Source organism: Microcoleus sp. ARI1-B5 (assembly GCF_036705795.1).
Lineage (GTDB): Bacteria > Cyanobacteriota > Cyanobacteriia > Cyanobacteriales > Microcoleaceae > Microcoleus.
Genome location: NZ_JAUBVK010000028.1, coordinates 42,279 through 64,622 on the forward strand (window position 1 = coordinate 42,279; position 22,344 = coordinate 64,622).

Annotated in this window: 16 protein-coding genes and 1 tRNA gene; 9 read left to right on the forward strand and 8 right to left on the reverse strand. The window is 49.1% G+C overall.

The features are described 5' to 3' along the window. Window positions 1-575: 575 nt before the first annotated feature. The 3 genes from QUB63_RS27985 (at window position 576) to QUB63_RS27995 (ending at window position 7,666) form a co-directional block, all read left to right on the forward strand. Window positions 576-6,611 carry a DUF4347 domain-containing protein gene (locus QUB63_RS27985; RefSeq protein WP_332948640.1) on the forward strand — a complete coding sequence of 2,012 codons (6,036 nt, stop codon included), beginning with the start codon at window positions 576-578 and terminating at the stop codon, window positions 6,609-6,611. 346 nt (window positions 6,612-6,957) lie between these two features. Continuing rightward, window positions 6,958-7,030 (forward strand) — tRNA-Phe (locus tag QUB63_RS27990). A gap of 51 nt (window positions 7,031-7,081) precedes the next feature. After that, window positions 7,082-7,666: a hypothetical protein gene (locus tag QUB63_RS27995; RefSeq protein WP_332948641.1), complete on the forward strand. Its 585-nt coding sequence runs from the start codon at window positions 7,082-7,084 to the stop codon at window positions 7,664-7,666. Between the two features lie 18 nt (window positions 7,667-7,684). On the opposite strand, the gene QUB63_RS28000 is transcribed toward QUB63_RS27995, so the two are convergent. The 3 genes from QUB63_RS28000 to QUB63_RS28010 all read right to left on the reverse strand — a co-directional run bounded on the left by QUB63_RS28000 (window position 7,685) and on the right by QUB63_RS28010 (window position 9,697). Beyond that, on the reverse strand, window positions 7,685-9,049 hold the full coding sequence (locus QUB63_RS28000; RefSeq protein ID WP_332948642.1) for a DUF4339 domain-containing protein: 1,365 nt from the start codon (window positions 9,047-9,049) through the stop codon (window positions 7,685-7,687). Window positions 9,050-9,134: 85 nt separating this feature from the next. Further along, window positions 9,135-9,434 (reverse strand): type II toxin-antitoxin system RelE/ParE family toxin, encoded by a 300-nt coding sequence (locus QUB63_RS28005; protein ID WP_332948643.1) that lies wholly within the window; start codon window positions 9,432-9,434, stop codon window positions 9,135-9,137. Beyond that, complete coding sequence (locus QUB63_RS28010) at window positions 9,431-9,697, reverse strand: ribbon-helix-helix domain-containing protein (RefSeq protein WP_332948644.1); 267 nt, start codon at window positions 9,695-9,697, stop codon at window positions 9,431-9,433. The genes QUB63_RS28005 and QUB63_RS28010 overlap by 4 nt, the downstream gene beginning before the upstream one ends. Window positions 9,698-9,896: 199 nt before the next feature. Here QUB63_RS28010 and QUB63_RS28015 point away from each other — a divergent pair, with 199 nt between their 5' ends. Together QUB63_RS28015 and QUB63_RS28020 are read left to right on the forward strand one after the other, a co-directional pair. After that, window positions 9,897-10,382, forward strand: coding sequence for a hypothetical protein (locus QUB63_RS28015; protein ID WP_332948645.1), 486 nt, complete (start codon window positions 9,897-9,899; stop codon window positions 10,380-10,382). Window positions 10,383-10,389: 7 nt separating this feature from the next. Beyond that, window positions 10,390-10,500, forward strand: a complete 111-nt coding sequence (locus tag QUB63_RS28020; protein WP_332948646.1) for a hypothetical protein — start codon at window positions 10,390-10,392, stop codon at window positions 10,498-10,500. A 261-nt stretch (window positions 10,501-10,761) separates the two neighbouring features. Here the strand turns inward: QUB63_RS28020 and QUB63_RS28025 are convergent, their stop codons facing one another. Further along, window positions 10,762-11,073: a DNA methyltransferase gene (locus tag QUB63_RS28025; protein WP_332948647.1), complete on the reverse strand. Its 312-nt coding sequence runs from the start codon at window positions 11,071-11,073 to the stop codon at window positions 10,762-10,764. Window positions 11,074-11,244: 171 nt separating this feature from the next. Between QUB63_RS28025 and ribBA the strand changes: the two genes are divergently transcribed. The 3 genes from ribBA (at window position 11,245) to QUB63_RS28040 (ending at window position 16,581) form a co-directional block, all read left to right on the forward strand. After that, window positions 11,245-12,984: a bifunctional 3,4-dihydroxy-2-butanone-4-phosphate synthase/GTP cyclohydrolase II gene (gene ribBA / locus QUB63_RS28030; protein ID WP_332948648.1), complete on the forward strand. Its 1,740-nt coding sequence runs from the start codon at window positions 11,245-11,247 to the stop codon at window positions 12,982-12,984. Between the two features lie 27 nt (window positions 12,985-13,011). Next, the gene (locus QUB63_RS28035) at window positions 13,012-14,451 is read left to right on the forward strand and encodes a pentapeptide repeat-containing protein (RefSeq protein ID WP_332948649.1); all 1,440 of its coding nucleotides are present in this window, start codon (window positions 13,012-13,014) and stop codon (window positions 14,449-14,451) included. Window positions 14,452-14,844: 393 nt separating this feature from the next. Beyond that, on the forward strand, window positions 14,845-16,581 hold the full coding sequence (locus tag QUB63_RS28040) for an ATP-binding protein (RefSeq protein ID WP_332948650.1): 1,737 nt from the start codon (window positions 14,845-14,847) through the stop codon (window positions 16,579-16,581). A gap of 11 nt (window positions 16,582-16,592) precedes the next feature. On the opposite strand, the gene QUB63_RS28045 is transcribed toward QUB63_RS28040, so the two are convergent. The 4 genes from QUB63_RS28045 to QUB63_RS28060 form a co-directional block, all read right to left on the reverse strand. After that, window positions 16,593-17,153 carry a hypothetical protein gene (locus tag QUB63_RS28045; RefSeq protein ID WP_332948651.1) on the reverse strand — a complete coding sequence of 187 codons (561 nt, stop codon included), beginning with the start codon at window positions 17,151-17,153 and terminating at the stop codon, window positions 16,593-16,595. Window positions 17,154-17,272: 119 nt separating this feature from the next. Next, window positions 17,273-18,619, reverse strand: coding sequence for a glycosyltransferase (locus QUB63_RS28050; protein ID WP_332948652.1), 1,347 nt, complete (start codon window positions 18,617-18,619; stop codon window positions 17,273-17,275). Between the two features lie 13 nt (window positions 18,620-18,632). Continuing rightward, complete coding sequence (locus tag QUB63_RS28055) at window positions 18,633-19,019, reverse strand: hypothetical protein (protein ID WP_332948653.1); 387 nt, start codon at window positions 19,017-19,019, stop codon at window positions 18,633-18,635. A gap of 213 nt (window positions 19,020-19,232) precedes the next feature. Beyond that, the gene (locus QUB63_RS28060) at window positions 19,233-20,681 is read right to left on the reverse strand and encodes a pentapeptide repeat-containing protein (protein WP_332948654.1); all 1,449 of its coding nucleotides are present in this window, start codon (window positions 20,679-20,681) and stop codon (window positions 19,233-19,235) included. A gap of 475 nt (window positions 20,682-21,156) precedes the next feature. On the opposite strand from QUB63_RS28060, the gene QUB63_RS28065 reads away from it, so the two are divergent. Beyond that, the gene (locus tag QUB63_RS28065; RefSeq protein ID WP_332948655.1) at window positions 21,157-22,191 is read left to right on the forward strand and encodes a hypothetical protein; all 1,035 of its coding nucleotides are present in this window, start codon (window positions 21,157-21,159) and stop codon (window positions 22,189-22,191) included. The last annotated feature ends 153 nt before the right edge of the window (window positions 22,192-22,344 follow it).

Below are 22,344 nucleotides of genomic sequence, written 5' to 3' on the forward strand. Positions count from 1 at the left end.
CGATGCGTCCAGGACTGAAATTAACTTTTTGATGCCTCCGTATCCCCGCTTTTATCAAGTTGTGTAACAAAAATTCTAGATTTGCGTAAAAAAACAGAAGTTGCGCCGATAGCTTAAATAGAGAAAAGCAAACGCCGATCGAAACTAATAAAGTATGTCAATTCAACCAGAAAGCACCGAAACCTCGGTAAGCCGTCTTTTTTTTTCAAAATCGAGTTTTTGTTGAGCCCGACTTGGCAAGAAACAGTGCGCGGGAGTCCGACTATCGAGAGCGAAAAAATTAGCTTAACCAAAATTAAAGTAATTATCCCAGGTTCTACTCACTACCCATATATAATGTGTCGTAACGATATAAATGGATGAGTTTCCAAGTCGAAGCCGCAGCATTAGCTGAAAACTTATTCACTTTTTAATTGCGACTCAAATCTATTTTAGTAAAGGGTGCGATGCTCGCTCGCGGGAAACCGGGAAACAATGGATAGCAGCGCCGCTATTCCCACAATTTGCGGTTGAATAATTCCCAGGGTTCGGGCATTATTGTTCGATTTTTACATCAACCTCAGTGCAAATAAAATATGAAATTGCTACCAGAAGATATGACATTCAGTTTGTCAATAGGCGAATTAGTTGAATGCGATCGGCAGGCAGATTGGGGCAGAGAGTCGATCGAGCTTTTTGCAGCGCCGACAGCAAGCAACAGGCTAAATCTGCCGAAAACACCAGAAAAACACATCATCTTCATCGACTCGCGCGTTGAAAACTGGCAACAACTCGCCAGCGGAGTCACAGCAGGAACACAAGTAATTATCCTCAACCCGACGGGCGACGGAGTAGCAAAAATCACCCAAACTTTAGCCAAACGCAGCGGGTTTGACAGCATCCAAATAGTCGCCCACGGCAAACCAGCCAGCCTGCAACTCGGTGCCGCCACACTAGACAGCAACAGCATAGAAAACTACAGCAGCCAATTGCAGCAGTGGCAAAAATCTTTAATAAAAAACGGAGACATTCTGCTGGTGGCGTGCAGCGCAGCAGCAGGAGAAACCGGCCAGACTTTCGTGCAGCGGCTGCGGGAACTTACGGGTGCAAATATTGCCGCTTCCGCTAATTTGACCGGAAGTGCAGAACTCGGCGGCGACTGGGAATTAGAAGTAGTTGCAGGAGAAATCGCAGCCAATTTAGCATTTCAAAAAGAAGTGCTGGAAACTTACAGTTTTGTCCTCGGTACCTTAATTAACGAAACTTTTAGCAACGCCACAGTTAAGGGGCCTTGGATTTACGGAGGACAAAACGGCAAGGTATTCGACCCCAACCCAGCCTATCCAGCCAGTACCCAAGCTATTCCCGGTATCACCGGAGGAACTTCATCTGGGATACTTCCCGGCTTGGGGGGTGATGTACCAGGCTCTGGGGCTTTGAGATTGACCAGCAACGGTGTGGCACTCCCAGCCTTTGTCATCTACGACAACGCCATACCCTCCACAGAGGGTCTGAAAATGACCTTCGATTTCTTTGCTTACAACGGCGCTACTTCTCCAGGCCCAAACGGTTCGATCGCGCCGCAGCCGGGAGACGGTATTAGCTTCTTCCTGATTGACGGGACAGCCAGTCCGACAGCAGCAGGAGGCTTTGGCGGTTCTCTGGGCTATGCCAACGTCAATACTCCTGCATCCCCCACACCTGGATTGGTGGGAGGTTATTTAGGCTTTGGATTGGATGAGTTTGGGAATTTTTCTAATAATACCGAAGGGCGTTCGGGGCCGGCACCAGCAGCAATTCCCGGTTCCACTCTGGATGCTTACAGGCCTGATTCAATTACCCTCAGAGGCAGTCAAGCAGGCGGTTATGCGTTTTTAACAAATGTCATTTCTCCCACAGGCATCGACAACATCCCCAAAAGTATTGACTTTTTAGATCCCGGTTATGACTTCGACAATACTGTCACTACCAGCCGGGATGCAGCGAAAAGAAGCATTCAAATTACCTTAGCTCCCCCTAATTCTCCAACGCCAAACCGTCTCACAGTTGCCTTAGATGTGAATAACGACGGCTTGTTTACCAGCCAGGGCGAAACTTTGCTCGACGTCCCAAATCTAGCAGCGATAAACGGAGCAGTACCTGCTAATTTAAAATTTGGTTTTGCCAGTTCGACGGGCGTTGCTACTAACTTCCACGAAATTCGCAACCTCAAAATTGAGACTGTCAATCCTAATCCCACAAGTCAAGCTGACGTTGTTACCACCAAAAGCGGGCCGGCATTAATCAAGTCGAACGGCAGCATCACCTACACAATTACTACCACCAATCAGGGGCCGCAACCCGCTCAACAAGTTTTCGTTCAAGATGAAATACCGATCGAATTACTGCCGGCTTATCCAGCAAATCCCGCTATAATTGCCTCCAGCGGCGGGACTTACTCAAGCACGACACGGAACGTCATTTGGCCGAAAATTCCCGTTCTCAATCCCGGCGAATCTGTCACTTACACCCTGACAGTAACTGCACCTCCAGGTTTAGCTAGCGGCAGCACCTTCAGCAACGCGGCATCCAGCAGTGCAGCCACTTTCGACCCCGACCTTACGAATAACAGCGGTTCAAATGCAACAAGTCTAGTCAGTACGACAGTTGTTGGCGCTGCTGCCGACCTCGTTACTACCAAAAGCGGCCCGGTTACTGCGACTGCTGGGTCAGCTATTGCTTACACCCTGACTACGGCAAACAACGGGCCAGACTCCGCAGCTAATGTCACGATTACTGACAGCATCGTTCCGGGTTTAACTGGAGTCTCGGCATCGGACGGCGGCACTTACGATCCGGTTACGGGTATTGTCAGCTTCCCGCCGATCGCATCCCTAGCCGTCAGTACAGTTCTCCGTACCGTCAGTTTTGTCGCTCCAGCGACTGTTAGCTCAGTCACCAACACGGCTCGGAGCAGCTCTGCGACCCCCGACCCTGTACTCACCAACAACGACGGCAGCAGCACGAATTCCTCTGTCATCACCGCGATCGCCTCCAGCGCAGACATCGCCACCACCAAAACCGGGCCGACAGTCGCGAATGCCGGCGCTACGGTGAGCTACACAATTACCACAGTCAACAACGGCCCGAGTCCTGCCGAAGGCGTTACTATTACTGACAGCATCGTTCCGGGTTTGACGGGAGTTACGGCATCCGATGGCGGCACTTACAACGCAGCTACGGGGATTGTGACTTGGACGGCGATCGCCCTCAGCAACGCTACTACGGTAACAAGGACGATCGGCTTTACAGCACCCGCGAGCGGCACCATCAGCAGCACGGCAAAAAGCATCTCCGCTACTCCCGACCCCAATATTGCCAATAACAGCGGTGCGACTGTGACCACCTCGATCGGCTCCAGCGCTGATGTTGTCACCCTCAAAACCGCCCCGGCTACTATCAATCCAGGCGAAATACTCACCTACACAATTACATCCCAAAATAGCGGCCCGAATCCCGCTGCGAACGTGGCGATCGCAGATAGTCTGATTCCCGGTTTAACTGGAGTCAGCGTATCGGATGGCGGTGCTTACGATCCGAATACAGGTGTTGTCAGCTTCCCGGCGATCGCCAGTTTAGCAAGTGGTACTAGCGTGACTCGGACGATATCCTTTGTGCCGCCAACCACTCTCACTAGCATCACCAACATCGTGCGCAGTACCTCGGATACTCCCGATCCGAATGTCAATAACAACGATGGCTCAATTATCGCGGCGGTTCCCAGCCAGGGAGGCGGCCGAGTCACCACAGTCATCGGCAGCGCAGCGGACGTTTCCACAACCAAGAGCGGCCCCGCATCAGCCATTCCGGGGGGGACTGTTACTTATACAATTACTACCGCCAATTTGGGCCCCAGCGCTGCTGGCACTGTGGTGGTGAGTGACAGCATTATCCCTGGTTTGACGGGAGTTCAGGCTTCTGACGGCGGTACTTACGACGCGATTACAGGGGTGGTGACTTTTCCGGCGATCGTCAATTTGGCTAATGGTGCTAGCGTTACCCGTACTGTGAGTTTAATCGCTCCGACGATCGGCAGTATCAGCAATACTTCCCGCAGCACCTCAGCAACGGGCGATCCGAACCCCAGCAATAATGACGGTTCTGCTTTAAGTGCGATCGTTACTACTGCGATCGTACCACCGCCTACTCCCACCCCGACACCTGTGGGGACTCCCACCCCGACACCTGTGGGGACTCCCACGCCGACACCAGCGCCTACTCCCACGCCGACACCAGCGCCTACTCCCACCCCGACACCTGTGGGGACTCCCACCCCGACACCTGTGGGGACTCCCACCCCGACACCAGCGCCAACTCCCACGCCGACACCAGCGCCTACTCCCACCCCGACACCTGTGGGGACTCCCACGCCGACACCTGTGGGGACTCCCACGCCAACACCAGCGCCAACTCCCATCCCGACACCTGTGGGGACTCCCACACCGACAGCGCCCCCTGTGCTACCTCCCACGCCGACACCGGCGCCAACTCCCACGCCGACACCTGTGGGGACTCCTACCCCGACACCGCCAATTTTCACGTTACCGCCAACTCCGACGCCAACGCCCACGCCGACACCGGCACCAACTCCAACTCCCACGCCAACGCCTGTGGGGATTCCTACCCCGACACCGGCACCGGCACCAACTCCCACGCCAACACCTGTGGGGATTCCTACCCCGACACCGGCACCAACTCCCACGCCGACACCAAACAATCTAAACAACCCGCCGGTAGTGAATGTAGTATTGCCTTTCTTGGTGGTAAGAAACTCATTACCGTTCCAGATTACTCTGCCACAAAATACATTTATCGATCGAGATCCGGGAGACACTCTCACCTACAGGGCGACGCAAACCACAGGTCAACCGCTGCCGAGTTGGCTGACATTCGATCCGAATACTCTTACCTTCAGCGGTCAAAGTTCTCGACTGGAATTTGTGCCGCTTCAATTAACAGCAACGGACAGGGCAGGCGCGACTGCGAACAATTTTATTAACTTGATAAGTTTTGCCAGGGGTCAAGTAATTGACGGTTACATTGCGGGTGCAACTTTGTTCTTTGACGCCAACAAAAATGGGGTTTTAGATAATAACGAACCGTCTACTATCACGAGTTCTACTGGGGAATACGAACTCAATATTCCCTTCGAGAGTTTTGATACGAATAAGAACGGCGAACTCGAACAGTCAGAAGGCAATATTGTGGCTTTTGGCGGCATCGATACAGCGACGGGATTGCCGCTGGAGACGCCTGTGAAGGCGCCGCCGGATTCCACCGTCGTGACTCTGTTAACGAGTTTGGTGGTGGATTTAGCCGATCGCGGAATTAATCTCGATCGAGCACAATCCCTTGTAAAATCGGCGCTGGGGATTCCGTCTGACGTTGACATCACCAGCTTAGATCCGATCGAGGCAGTTAAGGGCGGGCGATCGGGAGGAGTGGCAGTTTTGACAGCAATGAGCAAGCTGCAAAACTTCATTACCCAAACCACCAGTTTAATTGACGGTGCTTCTAATGCTGCGAATAATGTCATTGTTAAAAATGTCGTTGCCGCAGTTACCGATCGAATTCAAACCGGCAACAATCTGGATTTGACCAATCCAGCGCAGTTAAGTGCGATCGTCGGGGAAGCTGCAACTAAAACTCAGCAAATTGAGCCCAGTTTAAACATCCAAAAAGTTTTAGAAATTGCCCCGCAAGCTGCGCAAGTGATGGCAGAGACAAATCAGCGCACAGATGCGGCAGCATCTAACAATTCCGGTGCATCGCTAAACACTGCAATTGCCCGCATCCAAAAGGTAGCATTGGGGGAAACTGCTAAAGATTTCAAGGAAGTTACAGCGGGAAACAAAACTATTGCCGAGGTAGTTGCTGAAAATACAGGCGCTGCTTTAACTTCACAGATTCAAACAGCAACAGTACCCGATGCACCTGCTGTTCCAGTTATCGGGGGCAGTGTGGATATAATTAGCACGGAGCCCAATCAAATTATCGGTACGGATGGCAATGATGCGATCGCCGGTACTAGCGGCAGCGATACCATCAGCGGCAAGCGGGGAAATGACCAAATTTTAGGTCTTGAAGGTAACGATTGGATGAACGGCAATCAAGATAACGATACCGTTGACGGAGGAATAGGAGACGACACTATTTATGGAGGGAAAGGAGAGGATTCTCTAGTCGGTTTTAACGGCGAAGATATCCTGTTTGGCAACCGAGCTTCTGACAAGATCGACGGCGGCGAGAGTAACGATTCTCTCTACGGCGGCAGCGGCAACGATCTCTTGACTGGCGGCAACGGCGACGATTTCCTTGTCGGTGAAACTGGTGAAGATACTCTGATTGGCGGTTTTGGCCGCGATGTATTTCTGTTAGCGCCCTCCCAGGGGATTGACACGATTCTTGATTTTGAGAAAGGTCAAGATTTAATTGGGTTATCGGGGGGTTTAACCTTCAGTCAGCTCAGCTTTACTTCTGCTAACAATGCAACTTTGATTAGTGTTGCTAGCAGCGGTCAAGTGTTGGCTTCTCTCACGGGAGTTGCCTCCAATTTGTTGGGGATTGAGGATTTTACTCAGCGCATCATCTAAATCATCGCAAAAAGGGCGATCGGGCTTAGGCGACAGTCCGACAGTCCGATCGTCCGACAGGGGTTAAAAACCCCTGTCTCATAGCTAAAGTCCTCTCAAAGAAAACTAAAGAAAACTAAAATTGAGCGCGCTGGCGATCGGGTTAGCAGTCGGTTTCAACCGACTTCAGCTATGAGACAGGGGTTTCAACCCCTGTCGGACTGTCGGACGATCGGGAATCGAGCGATCGCCAGTTGCAGCTTTTAGCTTACAGGTTGGCGCTTTGGGGCGATCTAAAAATTATTTGTGAAAAGTGCTTGCTAAATTCTGTATGTGTCTGCTAAGATAGTAAAGCGCGAAAAAACAAGCCGGGATAGCTCAGTTGGTAGAGCAGTGGACTGAAAATCCACGTGTCACGAGTTCAAGTCTCGTTCCTGGCATCGCAAAGCCCTCACAAAGTTGAGGGTTTTTTTTTAGGGAAAACTTGAACCATGCAGTCAATTATCGAACTCGATTTATTTTTTATGCAGCAGGGCAAGGTATATCAAACTCTGGCAAACCTAAAAGATAGACTCACCAGGGCTGGTATCGACTATGCGGTAATTGGTGGCATGGCTTTAACTATTCACGGTTACGTCAGAGCGACTCAAGATGTAGACTTGCTGATGACTGCTGAAGGTCTAGAAGAATTTCGATCGTCCCTGGTAGGCAGAGGTTTTGTACTTGCATTTGCAGGGGCAACAAAAATGTTTAAAGACGCTGCCACGGGAGTATCAGTAGAAATTATCACAGCGGGGGAGTTTCCCGGCGACGGCAAGCCTAAGTCGGTTAGTTTTCCAGATCCAGCGATCGTCTCAGTTGAGTTAGACGGGATTAAGGTTGTTCGGTTAACTACTTTGGTTGAGCTTAAACTGGCTTCGGGATTGACAGCGCCCGATCGACTTAAGGATTTGGCGGACGTACAGGAACTGATCCGAACCCTCAACTTGGCTGAAAGTTTAGCCCAGGAGATTGATGAATCTGTTCGATCTGAATATTTGAAGCTGTGGAGTTCTGTTCAGCCCCGCCGAGAATAATCGTTTCGCGATCGCGCCTTATTTTTGAGTTAGAAACGCCGCTAATTGTGGAATTTCACCAGCGCGCTGCCACTCGGTTTGTCCCAGCCTCACTTTGGTGCGATCGGTAATCTTCTGCACATCTCGCAACTGCCGCTTAGTATAAGGCCCCTCGGCTTTACCGCTGCGGAATACGTACCACTGAGCCTGCTCTGACTTAGGCTTTTGAGTTGCTGACGGCGGTTTTCTTACAGGCCTCATCCGAGCATCGCCGAACTCGGCGGCAAGCTGGTTGAGTTCGACTTCAACCGGATCGGCAGCGGGTAATTTACGATCGCGCGAGGTCTTTTTGGCCTCGGGCTTACCCCTAGCAATTTCTACTTCGCGCGGCCACCCCCGGAAATGCCACAGTGCCATCCAAACTAGCGCCACGACAGATCCTAACATCTCTTCTTCTGTTTCTGACCATTCTGACGGCTCTCCCAACATCAGAACACCGATCGCACCAAATACGATCGCACTCCAATTGAAATAAATTAGGTAGGTAGCGTCGTTAGCCGCTAAATGCCAACTGGTTGTATGCCGCACAAAAGATTGAGTAGCTGCTGTTTTGTTGTGTTTCCAAGCTTTTCGAGCTTGAATCCGACTGTAACCAGGAGAGTCGGCCGGCCACCACTTCGCGGCCCAATTAACTAAATGCGCCGACCAATACTGCAAAGCTGCATATCCGACTATGCCGCTCAGAAACACGCAAACAACTAACAGAAAGGTTGTCAGCGGCAGTAGCTGTTTTGGCACCATTGGGGCCGTCGCAACAGTTAGCAGAAAAAACGGCGTACCGGTTAGTGTTGGAACTAACAGAATTTGCAATATCTTGAGCAAGTCTGCATAGAAAATCCATAGGAATTTGAGAATAATTTTAAGCAGCCTTGCAAAGCGGAAATGATACAAATAAGCAGATGCGATCGCAGTTCCTAGAATTAAAGCAACGATCGCGCCTGAAGAGTCCCTGAGCGGCAGCATCAAAAAGGCGATCGCCGGAATTCCCATCACGATCGCAGCAGGCAGAGTGGCAAATGCGATGATGCCTTCCCTCCAGTGCAGCCAAGGCGATACTGTTACTGTCGGCGGTTGGTTGTGGCTGCGACTTTCCACCCACTCAGCAACTTTAGCTAATCCCCAATGGTAGAAAGCAAATAACGGTATCTGGCACAACCAAGCAAATGCGATCGCGCCTTCAAAGTCAGAACTGCTGATGCTGCGCCAGTACGCTGTGCTAAATCTGTAGTAGTAGTAATAAGATCCAGGCAGCAGTACCGAAACAATCAGCCAAAAGCCACTGCTTAAGGCAAAACCTTTTGCCCATGATGCAGGAAGGGGGAGGAACTTCGGCCAGTTATTCATGAGAGGGACAATTGAAGCGGATATCAATATTGTCCCACTACACTTGAGCTTGGGCAATTGCTTTAGTCTTGAGTCTTCCCACCGCTCATGTTTCGTCGGGAAACATTGCCTCAAACTCTTGGTAGCCGCTCACCACCCGCAAAATTTCGATGCCGTTGTCAATAACTCGATAAAAGATAATGTAGTCATCCAGTGGCACTCCCCGGAGTCCAGGCTTAATTCGATCGTAACTGCGTCCCATATTCGGAAACTTCACTAAGTTTTCACACTTTTTGACAAACTCCCGAAGCAACCGCTCACCAGCCTCGATATTGCGAGCAACAAAATAATCGGCAATCGCATCCAAGTCTCGGCTGGCAGTTGGAGAGACAAAGCATTGGCTCATCCTTTAACCTCTCGTGCCTTGCGAAACTTTTCCTGCAATTGCTCGATCGCGCTTTCTAACGGAATTCCCTCACCCCGCGATAGTTCCGCCTCCGCTTGCTCAACAGACTCACGCACTTTTTCCTCCCACTCCCAATAATGCTTCTGGGTTTGCGCCAGAGTTTGGAGGGCTTTCGTGATTACCTCCGAGGGCGAACTAAACTGCCCCTGCGCCAATTGCGCCTCAATCAATTGCATCTGCTCTGGACTCAAAGTAATATTCATTACGCCACCTCCCTCAGACAGATTCATATTTTAACAATAGCGCTACATCCGGGCACTCTCGATCGCCCCAAAACCGTGCCTGAGAATTGCAAATCCGATCGCTTGTCGCTGCTTTCGGTAGAGAAACAATTGCTGTAGTATCCCAACCAATGAGCAGCCTGGTCTGGGAAAATGGAAATACCCTTTACAAACCCAAACCATGACTCGATCGAAAACGTCGCTCGATCGTACCTTACGGTTGACCGCGATCGCTCTGACCTGTGCAATTTTTACCGGCTGCACCAGAACAGTAGTTCTACCCCCCGAATACGTTCCCAGAAGGGAGCGAACTAGAGTTGTCAGCAGCGGTGATAACGGGTTTTGGGGAGGCGCAATCTTTGGCGCTGCTCTTCTAGCCGGAGGAACTGGCTTTTACCTGTGGAAGCGCAATCCGGCGGCCCTGGCCCAAATAGCTGCTGCCCTAGCAAACCACTTGCACAGCCAAGCCACCAAAAACGAGCCGCCGACAGCAGAAGATACTGCTAACAATTCTCCCCAGGGGCGATCGATCGGTGCCGCCAATGGAGCCGCCAGCGCCAACCGAGATTTCTGCAAGAACCCTGACGGGGCGATCGGCACAACCGCAGCAAGACAACCCCGAATGGTACGTCTTCCGCAGCGGACAAGCCGAAGGCCCTTATACTAAGCGGCAGTTGTGGGAAGTCCAAAAAATCACGGCTCGCACCAAGGTGCGCCGGGGAGATGCTGAATGGGTGCGGGCGGGCGAACTCCCAGAGCTGAAAGCTTTTCTCACTCAAAAGTAGTTGTTTTACAAAGTAGTTTTTTACAAAGATATAACTTTCGCACGGGGTGTCACAAACCGGGTTTATTGCCAGGGCATAAGCCTGAAAGCCTAGGTTTTTGTCAAGAAACTCGGTTTATGAATGTTTTTGTGTCTAACTTCTATCTTTGAAACATTTGAGCGGGGGAACTTCGGATTTAGAATTAACATAATTTTGCTTCTATGAGTTCCTTTTTTTTCCAAAAATTATCGATTCTTTGATCCGCAATATCGCAGTAATCGCTCATGATTTAAAAATTACTTTTTGCCGATCGCGCACTGACAAATAACCTAAATTCAGCCAAAAAGCCCCTCGATCGACCGTTAGCCGATAAACCTCCGCTATCCACTGCTCGCACCAGTTTAAATACTCATTTAAAAGCAAGGATTTTTCATACTCTTTGCCAATATTGTAAGGCGGGCTGGTAACGGTTAAATCTACGCATTGCTCGGGCAGCCGCCTCATTGCTTCCAAACAATCCATATTGTAAATTAGGCAATTAGGAGCTTGGAAGTACGGTTTGCCTAAAATCTTCGCGATATCAGTTGAGTGCATTAAATACTCCGGTCATTTTTTGATTGACAAAAAGCAAGATTTATAGTAAACAAGCTCAAAAATGGTGTTAAACTCATCTGGCTCGGGCAATCCCCCTGCCGGAAACAAAAGGTTACAATCAACAATAGATTCTATTTCCATAACAATACTGTTTATAGCTTGAACTGCTCAGTGCCAAATAACAACACCTCAACTCAATCCTTTCAATTTGACTCAATTGACAGCGCCCTCGCAGACCTGAAAGCAGGTCGGATGCTGGTAGTGGTCGATGACGAAAACCGCGAAAACGAAGGCGACGTGATTTGTGCCGCCCAATTCGCCACCCCCGACAACATCAATTTCATGGCAGTGAACGCCCGGGGTTTGATTTGTCTGGCCTTGAGCGGCGAAAGGCTCGATCGCCTGGAACTGCCCCTCATGGTCAGCAAAAACACCGACAAGAACCAAACTGCCTTTACCGTCAGCATCGATGCAGTCAACGGCGTCAGTACCGGTATCTCCGCCGAAGACAGGGCCCGCACCATCCAAGTAGCTATCCACCCGGATACCAAACCTCAAGATTTGCGCCGTCCCGGTCACATTTTCCCGCTGCGGGCGATCGACGGTGGCGTCCTCAAACGCGCCGGTCACACCGAGGCCTCCGTTGACCTCGCCAGACTCGCCGGCCTCTATCCCAGCGGCGTCATCTGCGAAATTCAAAACCCCGACGGTTCGATGGCGAGGTTGCCGGAATTAATCGAGTACGCCAAAACCCACAAGCTCAAAATCATCAGCATTGCTGACTTAATTAGCTACCGCCTGAAGCACGATCGCTTCGTCCGCCGCGAAACAGTCGCCAAATTGCCCACTGAATTCGGCGAGTTTATGATTTACGCCTACCGCGACACTCAAGACAACTCAGAACACGTTGCCATTGTCAAGGGCGAGCCGGCAGAATTTAAAGACAAACCCGTGATGGTGCGGGTGCATTCCGAATGCCTGACCGGCGATGCTTTGGGCTCGCTGCGCTGCGACTGTCGGATGCAACTGCAAGCGGCACTGAAAATGATCGAAAATGCCGGTTCCGGCATCATAGTCTACTTGCGCCAAGAAGGTCGGGGCATTGGACTGGTGAATAAACTAAAAGCTTACTCGCTGCAAGACATCGGATACGATACCGTCGAAGCTAACGAGCGGTTGGGATTTCCCGCCGATTTGCGCAACTACGGCGTCGGAGCGCAAATGCTCAACGATTTGGGAGTGAAAAAAATTCGGTTGATTACCAACAACCCTCGCAAAATTGCCGGTTTGAAAGGTTACGGCATTGAAGTAGCCGATCGCGTCCCCTTACTAATTGAAGCCACAGATTACAACTCGATCTATCTGGCAACCAAAGCCGAAAAACTCGGTCATATGCTGCTGCAAACTTATTTAGTAACAGTGGCGATTCAGTGGGACGAAACGAAGGCAGAAAGTAGAAGGCATTCGTCAGAAGGAAAAGACGAAGATGCAATCATTCAAAATCGGTACGAACACCTCGAAAAACTGCGGCATTTGGCGGCGGCCCATCACTTGCTGCTGCAAGAAGAAGCGCGGCCGGTGGGAATAGCTTTGTTCGGAGAAGGCTCCCTCATCGTTCATCTCGGCTTCGATCAAGCCGGACTCGCGGCCCCCGACTGGTACTCGGACCAAAATCATCCTTACGTCAGGGCGATCGCCCAAATTCTCGACAACCTCAGCACAGATCCCGACTTGCAAAAATTAGAATTCATGGTTTCCTCCGGTGGAGATCCGCTCAAAACCCTGCAAGTCGGGCTCGATCGCGAGAGCTTCCCCGTCGGACAAGTCGCGTCCGCCGGAGCGAGGCTTCAACCTCAAAAAATTTATAGTTTTTCCCCTATTCCCGATTCAGCCCTCGGAATGTCAAGCTAGGGTCAAGAATAGAAAGGGCAAATCGACATGGAAATGAACGTTGGTGACTTTCTGCACCGGCTCGACCTCAGGGGACAACCGCTTAAAGGCACCAACCTCGGCGGTGCAGAACTCCGGGGAGCAAACCTCAGGGGAACCGACCTCCGAGAAACCAACCTCAGCGACGCAATTCTCAGGTATGCAGACCTGATCGAAGCCGACCTCACCGGCGCAAATCTGGGCGGGGCAGATTTAGCTGAGTCATTTCTCAATTTAGCCAACCTCACCAGAACCGATTTGACCGGTGCTGTCCTCCGAGAAGCTACTCTCGTAGGAGCCGAACTCAGTCAAGCCAACCTCAAAGGCGCAAGTTTGATCAAGGCCAATTTAGTTGGAGCAAATCTCGCCGGAGCCAACTTAACCAGAGCCAACCTCAGCGGAGCAGATTTGCGAGGTTCTCAGATGACGGGAGCCATTTTAGACAAGACCGTCTACAACAACCGGACTATCTTTCCCCAAGAGATTGACCCCGCTGCAATGGGAGCAATTTTGCTAGCTCCCAATGCCTCGCTCCCGGGGTTAAATCTGGCTATGGTAGATTTGACCGGAGCCGATTTAAAAGGAGCCGATTTGCGGCGGACAAACTTATACAAAGCTATTTTATTTGGAGCCAAACTCGATCGGGCAAACTTAGCAGGAGCCAACCTCAGCGGAGCGGACTTGAGAGAAACCAGTTTGAGCGGCACCATTTTAGAAAAAGCTGTTTACAGCAACCAAACATTGTTTTCAGAAGGCATTGACCCCCGGAAAGCCGGAGCTTATTTAATTGCTGCCAATGTATCGCTGCAAGGGGTAAACTTAACCGGAGCAGACTTAAATGGGTCAGATTTAAGCGGAGCTAATTTGAGCGGTTCTAACTTAAGTTCGGTCAATCTCAAAAATGTAGACCTTAGCAGAGCCAGCTTAAAAAAAGCTTACCTCAAAGGTGCAAACTTGGAGGGAACAGATTTGAGAGGAGCCGATTTAAGCGGCGCAATTTTGCACCAAGTAAACTTGAGTTCTGCCGACCTGCGGGGTGTAGACTTAACAAGGGCCGATCTCAGCGGCGCTAATTTAAGCGATGCCGATTTGAGGGAGACAGATTTCACCGGAGCTACTTTGTTGTTCGCTAACTTGAGCGGGGCAGACTTGAGAGGTGTAGACTTAACAAGGGCCGATCTCAGCGGCGCGAAGTTAAACGAAGCAGACCTCAGAAAAGCAGATTTGATGAGAGTAAATTTGGAGGGAGCCGATTTAACTGAGGTAGACTTGAGCGATGCTCATTTATTTCGAGTTAATCTCAGAGGTGCTAACCTTAAAGGTGCAAACCTCAAAGGCGCAAGTTTAAAAGGGGTATCTTTGACCGATGCTTATTTGAGCGAAACGGATTTGACCGATATAGAGCTGAGTCCGAGTTTCTTTGAACTGCCATTAGAATCGGAATGGTAATTGACAGTTGACAGTTGACAGTTGACAGTTGACAGTTGACAGTTGACAGTTGACAGTTGACAGTTGACTCCGATGACAGTTGACAGTTGACAGTTGACAGTTGACAGTTGACAGTTGACAGTTGACAGTTGACTCCGAAAGCAGTTGCTAGTTGCTAGGAAAGCAGTTGCTAGTTGCCAGTTGCTAGTTGCTAATAATTACCAAATAATAAATAAACAAAAACGACTAACAACTAACAACTCACAAATAACAACTAACAACTCACAAATAACAACCAACAACTCACAACTCACAACTCACAAATAACAACCAACAAATAACAAATAACAAATAACAACCAACAAATAACAACTAACAACTAACAACTAACAACTAACAACTAACAACTGACTAATGATTAATGACAAACCGTTAGGCTCTGTTATTCAAGGTTCCCTGAGCAAGGGATTAGAAGTGCGGCTGCACGCTGATGTTTCGGTGGAAGATATGAGGGTGGGGAAATTTCTAGTAGTGCGGGGGGTGCGATCGCACTTTTTCTGTATGCTCACCGACGTGTCTCTCGGAACTTCCAGCGGACGAATTTTATCCAATCCTCCCAACCCCAACGACGATTTTCTCATAGCAGTCCTCGCCGGTAGCAGCACCTACGGTACGATCGAGCTTTCGCCCATGTTGATGCTGACTGCGGAAAAAGAAAAATCTCAAGCAATCTTCAATCCAACAGGTAACGGAGTCCCCGATAAAAAGTTAGCCTTGGGAAATTTGGGTTCTTTTGAGCCGCAAACGGGCGCCGATATGGAGTTGCTGCCGGTTAAAACGATTCCCAGCCACTTTTCCCAGGTGTTTGATGCCAAAGAAACCGATTTTAGAGCGGTTTTTGGCTGGGAAGATGACCCGTACCGCCGCAATTTTGCGATCGGCAAACCGATTGACATGGACGTTGCTGTGTGCTTGGATTTAGACCGATTTGTGGAACGCAGCAACGGAGTTTTTGGCAAGTCGGGAACTGGGAAATCTTTTCTGACGCGCTTGCTGCTGTCGGGAATTATTCGCAAGCAAGCTGCTGTCAATCTAATTTTCGATATGCACTCGGAGTACGGGTGGGAAGCTGTTTCGGAAGGAAAACAATTTAGCACTGTTAAAGGTTTGCGGCAGTTGTTTCCCGATAAAATTCAGATTTATACCCTCGATCCTGAATCGACCAAACGCCGGGGTGTCCGCGATGCTCAAGAGTTGTTTTTGAGTTTCGATCAAATTGAAGTGGAAGATATTTCGCTGGTGCAGCGCGAGTTAAATTTGTCGGAAGCTAGTATCGAAAATGCGATTATTTTGCGAAATGAGTTGGGCAGCGGTTGGATAAATAAGTTGCTGGAAATGACCAACGAAGATATTCAAATGTTTTGCGAAGAAAAGCGGGGAAATAAATCTTCGATTATGGCTTTGCAGCGCAAATTAGAGCGTTTAAATGATTTGAAATACATTCGGAAACGCTGTCCTAAAAATTATGTAACTGAGGTTTTGCAGTGTTTGGATGCGGGTAAAAATGTAGTAATTGAGTTCGGTTCGCACTCGGATTTGCTGTCGTATATGTTAGCGGCAAATGTGATTACTCGCCGCATTCACGGAGCTTACGTGAAGAAAGCAGAAAAGTTTTTGCAGAGTAAAAATCCGTGCGATCGCCCGCAGCCGTTGGTGATTACCATTGAGGAAGCTCACCGCTTTCTCGATCCGGCGATCGTGCGATCGACTATTTTCGGCACGATCGCCCGCGAAATGCGAAAATACTTCGTAACCCTGCTGATTGTAGACCAGCGCCCCTCCGGTATCGACGGCGAGGTGATGTCGCAAGTCGGCACGCGGATCACTGCTTTGCTAAACGACGATAAAGACATCGACGCTATTTTTACCGGGGTTTCAGGAGGCCAAAGTTTGCGATCGGTTTTGGCCAAACTCGACTCGAAACAACAAGCATTAGTTTTGGGGCACGCCGTACCGATGCCGGTAGTTGTCCAGACTCGTCCCTATGACGAGCAATTCTACAGGGAAATCGGGGATATTGACTGGCAAGAGATGCCCGACGCAGAGGTATTTGCAGAGGCTGAAGCCGCTAAAATGGATTTGGGATTTTAGATTGACAATTGCTATACCAGATCGTCAACATCAATAAGCAGCACATCTTCAGGAATCTGACGCACTAACTCACCGTAGGACACTTTCTGGGATTCCAGAGAACGACAAAGAGGAGGATACAAAGGACGTTCCCACACTTGGTCAAACTCTTCCCACAATCGCTGTAACTGAGGATTAACAGCACCATCCGCTAAAATTCCCACAACTACCTTATGAATTCCCAGCAAGTCTTTTAAGTCGCCACGCAGGTAAATTTTGCCAGTTGCTACGGCTCCATCTACTGTTAAATAACCCATAATAATATCTCTGAAAGTTTCCGCGTCACTGCGAAAATTTATAGGTTGCTGTTGGACAGATTCAATATAAATTTCCAGGCGATAGCCACCTTCAGCACGCAGTTGTAACTGAGTACCATCTAGTTCGATCGCGGCACTTTTTCCAGAAACAGTTAATACCAAATCTCTCCAAGTAGAACTTTGCTGAAGGCGCAGGATTTCGATGAGATGGTGCAGCCACTGAGCTAATAAGCCGGCGGTCGAACTTGAATAAGGAAGAAGAAAGTCATTAGTCATTAGTCATTAGTTATTGGTCATTAGTCATTAGTTATTAGGAGGTTGACTTGTAGGGGCGGGTTTTACAGACAATCCATGCCTCAAACCAGTAATCTCATAAACCCGCCCTTCGAGCGTCCTTAGTCATTAGCAAGATTCAAATCACCATTCAGGTAAGCTTCAATAGCATTAGACGCTTGTGCAATACCATTTTCTTTTTGCATGAGCTGGCCCACTTGTGCTGCTTTGATTGTATATTTTGGGTCAAATAGCAAGTGTTTTAACTCGGTAGCGAGCCGATCGGCATTACAGTCATGGGAAGAAATAGTGCGGGCTACCCCCAAGCGAACTAAACGAGCTGCATTGTCTGGCTGATCGTGAGCATAAGGAACCACTAGCATCGGTTTACCCGATCGCAAAGCTTGTCCCGTCGTTCCCACACCGCCGTGATGCACGATCGCCGCCGCCCTGGAGAAAATTTGCGAGTGAGGTGCATAGTCAACGGCGATAATCCCCTCCCGTAGGCGATCGGATGGAAAATTCTTCACCAGAGGCCCCACCAGTAAAACAGCCCGATACCCTAACTGCTGGGCTGCGATCGCACTTTCTAAGTAAAAATTCCCCGGAGTCCAGACAAATAAGGAGCCTAAAGTAAACACAATTGGCGGGTTTCCTGACTCTAAAAATGCCTCTAGTTCGGGAGACAATTCTCGATCGTAGTTGCGATCGTAGAAGGGAAAGCCTGTGACGATCGCTCGCGGAGGCCAATCGGGTTGAGGAGCAGCCAGCAGCGAGGAAAATAGTGCTAGGACTAAGTTAGGGGAATGTTGACCTTCAAACAGCGGGTCATAACTCGGCGGTAAGCCCAGATCCGCCCGGAGTTGACGCGCAGGCGCACTCAAAAAGCGGGCGTTCCATCGGGCGTAGCGCGTCTGCATATCGTTTTCCACCAGCGAAGTGGCTTGTTCGTAAGATGAGGCATTGCTAGGTAAAGCGTTGGGCAAATCGTAGGCCGACATCAAGGAGATGGGCGAGAGCACGCTGGATACCCAAGGAATCCCTGTTGTTTCAGCAACTAACGCACCCGCGAAGGAAAGGTGATGAGTAAGTAAGAGATCGGCTCCCTGTACTGCCTGTTTCAGGTCGCTGTAAGTCGATCGCAGATGGGGCATCAAGATATAGGAAATGGCATATTCGCTTTCCCGATCGCACTCTTTCAGGGCTTGAATTAGTGGCCCATCCTGGTAAATATTAATGGCCACATCCGGTCTAAGGGCCTGGAACTCGATTCCTTCGGCTTCGATTTTAGGCCGATAACCCTCACTCATTGCCATTGCGACGCGATGACCTCTGGCTTGTAGTTCGATCGCGATCGCCATGTAGGGGTGCACATCCCCATAGGAACCGTAGGTTGTGATAATAATCCGTTTCCCCCCAAGGGAGTGTTTTACCTGTGAGGGGGAAACAGAAATTTGAGATTCTGTCATCTTTATATTGGATTTAGACAATCACTCGAGCGCTCAGAATCGCCGTCCCGGTCGCCCCAATCCAAAGATCGGAGCCTTCTTTAGTTTTCCACTTAGCTGCGATCGCATGATTCCCGGCCCCGAGTTCTTTTACTGTTGAAATCGCGAGCGGTACTCTTTGATTGTCGATCGCTGACTGATAAACACCATCAGCAACCACTTCATTGTCCACTACTAAGGCAAAAGAATTAAAATCTCCTGCTTTGCTGTTCCAAGTATCGGGAACATTTAAGGTCAGTAAGAGTTTAGTGGGATATTTTAGCTCAATAGCTAGTCGGTTGAAATTGGGGATATCAACCAACTCTGTTGCTTTAGTGTTCGCTTGTATTCCTTGATGCAGGCTGTACCAGAAACTACGCATTTTGACTCCTTTTGCGGATGGGGACTATTTGTTAGTAAGTGCAGAGCGCACCCCTTTAAGCTTCTTTGACAGGGCTGACGCAACTGTCACAGTCCTGGACTCACGCGGGGTCAAAAACCCGGTTTCTGCGTCAATATCTCTCAGTTCGATGCACGATTTTTCTCAGAAACCGGGTTTTTTGCGTCCTGGACTGTCCTATTCAAGCAAACCGGGTTAAGAAACTGCCATTGCAGTTAAAATTGCAGTTCCATAAGGCCCGATCGCCAATTCTCCACCCTCGCCAGTTTTCCACTTGGCTGTTACCGAGTAAGTCCCCTTGGTGAATTTTTTGGCACTAGAAACTGCGATGGGCACTCGTTGGCCTGGTGTAGCAGATGAATAGAGTCCTTCGGCGATTATCTCTCCGTTAACTTCGATCGCAAACCAACTGAATTTTTCCGCTCGATCGTTCCAAGTATCAGGCACATTCAACGTCAACAACAATTCAGTATCTTCTGTCAGGTCGATCGTCAGTTTACCGAAATCGGGAACATCAGTATAATCAACTGAAGCAGTTTTACCCTCTTGACCTTGATGGATGCTATACCACAGCGGTGTTGCCAACACTTGCTGCTGTTCTAGCGTCAACTTCACGCCCGTCAAATTAGCACCAATTAAAATTGCCCCCGTCAGATTAGCACCTGTTAAATCGGCATTAGTCAAATCGGCTCCTACCAAGTAGGCATAACTCAAATTGGCATAGCGCAGATTCGTCCCTTTTAACTTCGCATATCCTAAATAAGCGTAGCTAAGGTCTGAATAATTCAGATTTGCATAGCTCAAATCGGCAAAGGCTAGATAAGCGTAACCCAAGTAGGCATAGCCAATGTACGCATAGCCCAGATAGGCATAACATAGATAAGCGTAGCCCAAGTTTGCCGCCATTAAATTGCCAGCAGCAAAGTTTGCACCAAGCAAGTAGGAGAAACTGAGGTTGATATACCTCATATCCTTAAAGCTCAGGTCGATCTTGTACAGATAGCTAAAGGGGAAATCTACCCGACATTTATAGTAATAAAACCAGAGCAGAAGCTTCTGCAAATCATCATTCTTGAGAGGGAACGGCCAAACTACTTCTTGCCCGGTGGGTGCGGGTGCTGGTGCGGGTGCGGGTGCTGGTGCGGGTGCTGGTGCGGGTGCTGGTGCGGGTGCTGGTGCTGGTGCGGGTGCTGGTGTGGGTGCTGGTGCGGGTGCTGGTGCTGGAGTTGGTGCTGGAGTTGGTGCTGGTGTTGTGTCTGCCTTCCACCAAGATGGCTCTCCATCGCCCATGTAAGGCCATTCGAGTTTAATACTTTTCTTTTGGATAGCACCCAGATGCCCCGGGCGGCAGGGATCGCCTTTATCCGTGTACAAACCACCGCGCGGATCGGCCAACTCCAGATTAAAAACACTTCTTGCCGGTGCCGGATTATTGCGCGGGCTTCCGATTACAAAGTGTAAAGTCCCCCTTGCGCCCCCTTTACTTCGATCGATCTCCGTCTCTGGATCTTTATAATAAAACTCTGTTAAATCCGTGTGGTAAATGATTTCCTGATCGTTAGCCGTTTGAGAATTGTTATAGGCAAAAAAACCTTTGCCATAGGTCTTGTCACCTAACAGAGTTCTGAAATATAGCTTGGGCATAACATAACTCCTGCACTTGTTTAGATTTACCACAAATTCCGCCCTTTTAAATGTCAAAGGGTAGCTTTTCTCGTTCCCCCTCAAAGCCTTACACAGCTTTTATCTTTACATCAACCTACAGCGATATACCTATACAATCATCAATAGGTAATCCCGATTGACTTGATCCTAACTATATATTGATCTAATCGGCAGGAATTTCATAAACAAGATCCAACCGTGACATTCAAAGGGCAGAATCTGAATTTACCGCTAACATCATATCTTAAGTGTTATTCAAAATCAACCTATTTTGAGTGGGAGATATAAAATATTAAACTTGTAATAATTTGTTACAAAAATTGGCGTTGCTTTAGTTACGTTAGCTGATATAGTCGATGAGACGAGTGCCCAGAGAGTGTTAACCAAAAGTCAAGATGCAGCCGATTGAATCTAGCCCCAAAAATATTGGATCGCCTGACAAGGAGTAAAAAAAATGAGTGATATAAATAAACTGTGGATTTCTGACGATCGCGGACAGTTAGGCACAATTGAACTCAACACAAATACCGTGACCCTGATTGGTAGCATGGGCGTCGTTATGTTTGACATTGCCTGGTCCCCCAGTAATGAATTATGGGGGGTCGATCCCTCCCGCCTCTACAAAATTGACCCTAACAATGCTCGGGCTACGGCTATTGGTTGTTTAGGAGGCGTTGCCAATGCCCTAACATTTAATCAAGACGGAACGCTGTATGCCGCTGGCGGCAACAGTCTTTATACTGTCAACACCATTACGGGTGCTGCGACTCTGATTGGCAATTTGCCAGTTTCATCAGGAGGAGACTTAGCTTTTGTCAATAATGAACTATATTTGTCCACAACTGATTCTGAACTCTACAAAGTTAATCTCTCCAATCCTCCCAGCAGCAGCAGGATTGGTTCCTTTGGCATTCCTAATGTCTATGGTATTGCTGCAACTTCTGCTAATGGTGCGATCTATGGCGTAGGTGCTGGACACCGAGTAGTGAAAGTTGACCTTGCCACTGGTGTGGCGACCCTAGTTTTCGCTTATGGCGGTGGTTTGGGTGAATCCTACGGAATGGCATTCCGAAAAGAATCGATCGTCGATCCAAACCCAGAGATAGAAATACCGCTCAAACTCAATGGTAAATTTGAAGTTCCTGCCACCAGCTCAGAGGGGGTGGATTTTACCAATCCCACTGACAAAGAAGTTTTGATTGAGTTTTCTCCATCAGGCGAGTGGTCGTTCAAACCAGGAAAGCAAACCACTGCCGCCGGAATTCTCCATCCCGAAGAACCCCTACTGGGAGAATTGAAGTATCCCAATCTCCCCGCCTATGCCCTAGTGGTTTTCGATAAGCTTAACCGTAATATTGAGGAAGTCAGCACGAAGAAAACTATCCGCTTAAAACCCGGTCAAACTTTGACATTTGTGAAGAATGATGAAACGCCTTGGTACTGGGATAACAGCGGTAGTATTACCGTCGCTTGGTCAGTGGTTAGTTAACGGTTTTAACCGCAAGTAGGAGGCGTCACTTCTTCTTGTCTAAAAATCCCATTTTTTTCATTTAGACTACGCATTCTACCCCGATGAAGATGGATGTATAGCGATCTTATTTGAGTCGTGAGGGGCAGTGCCAGCGTCTCCCCCTATTGCGGG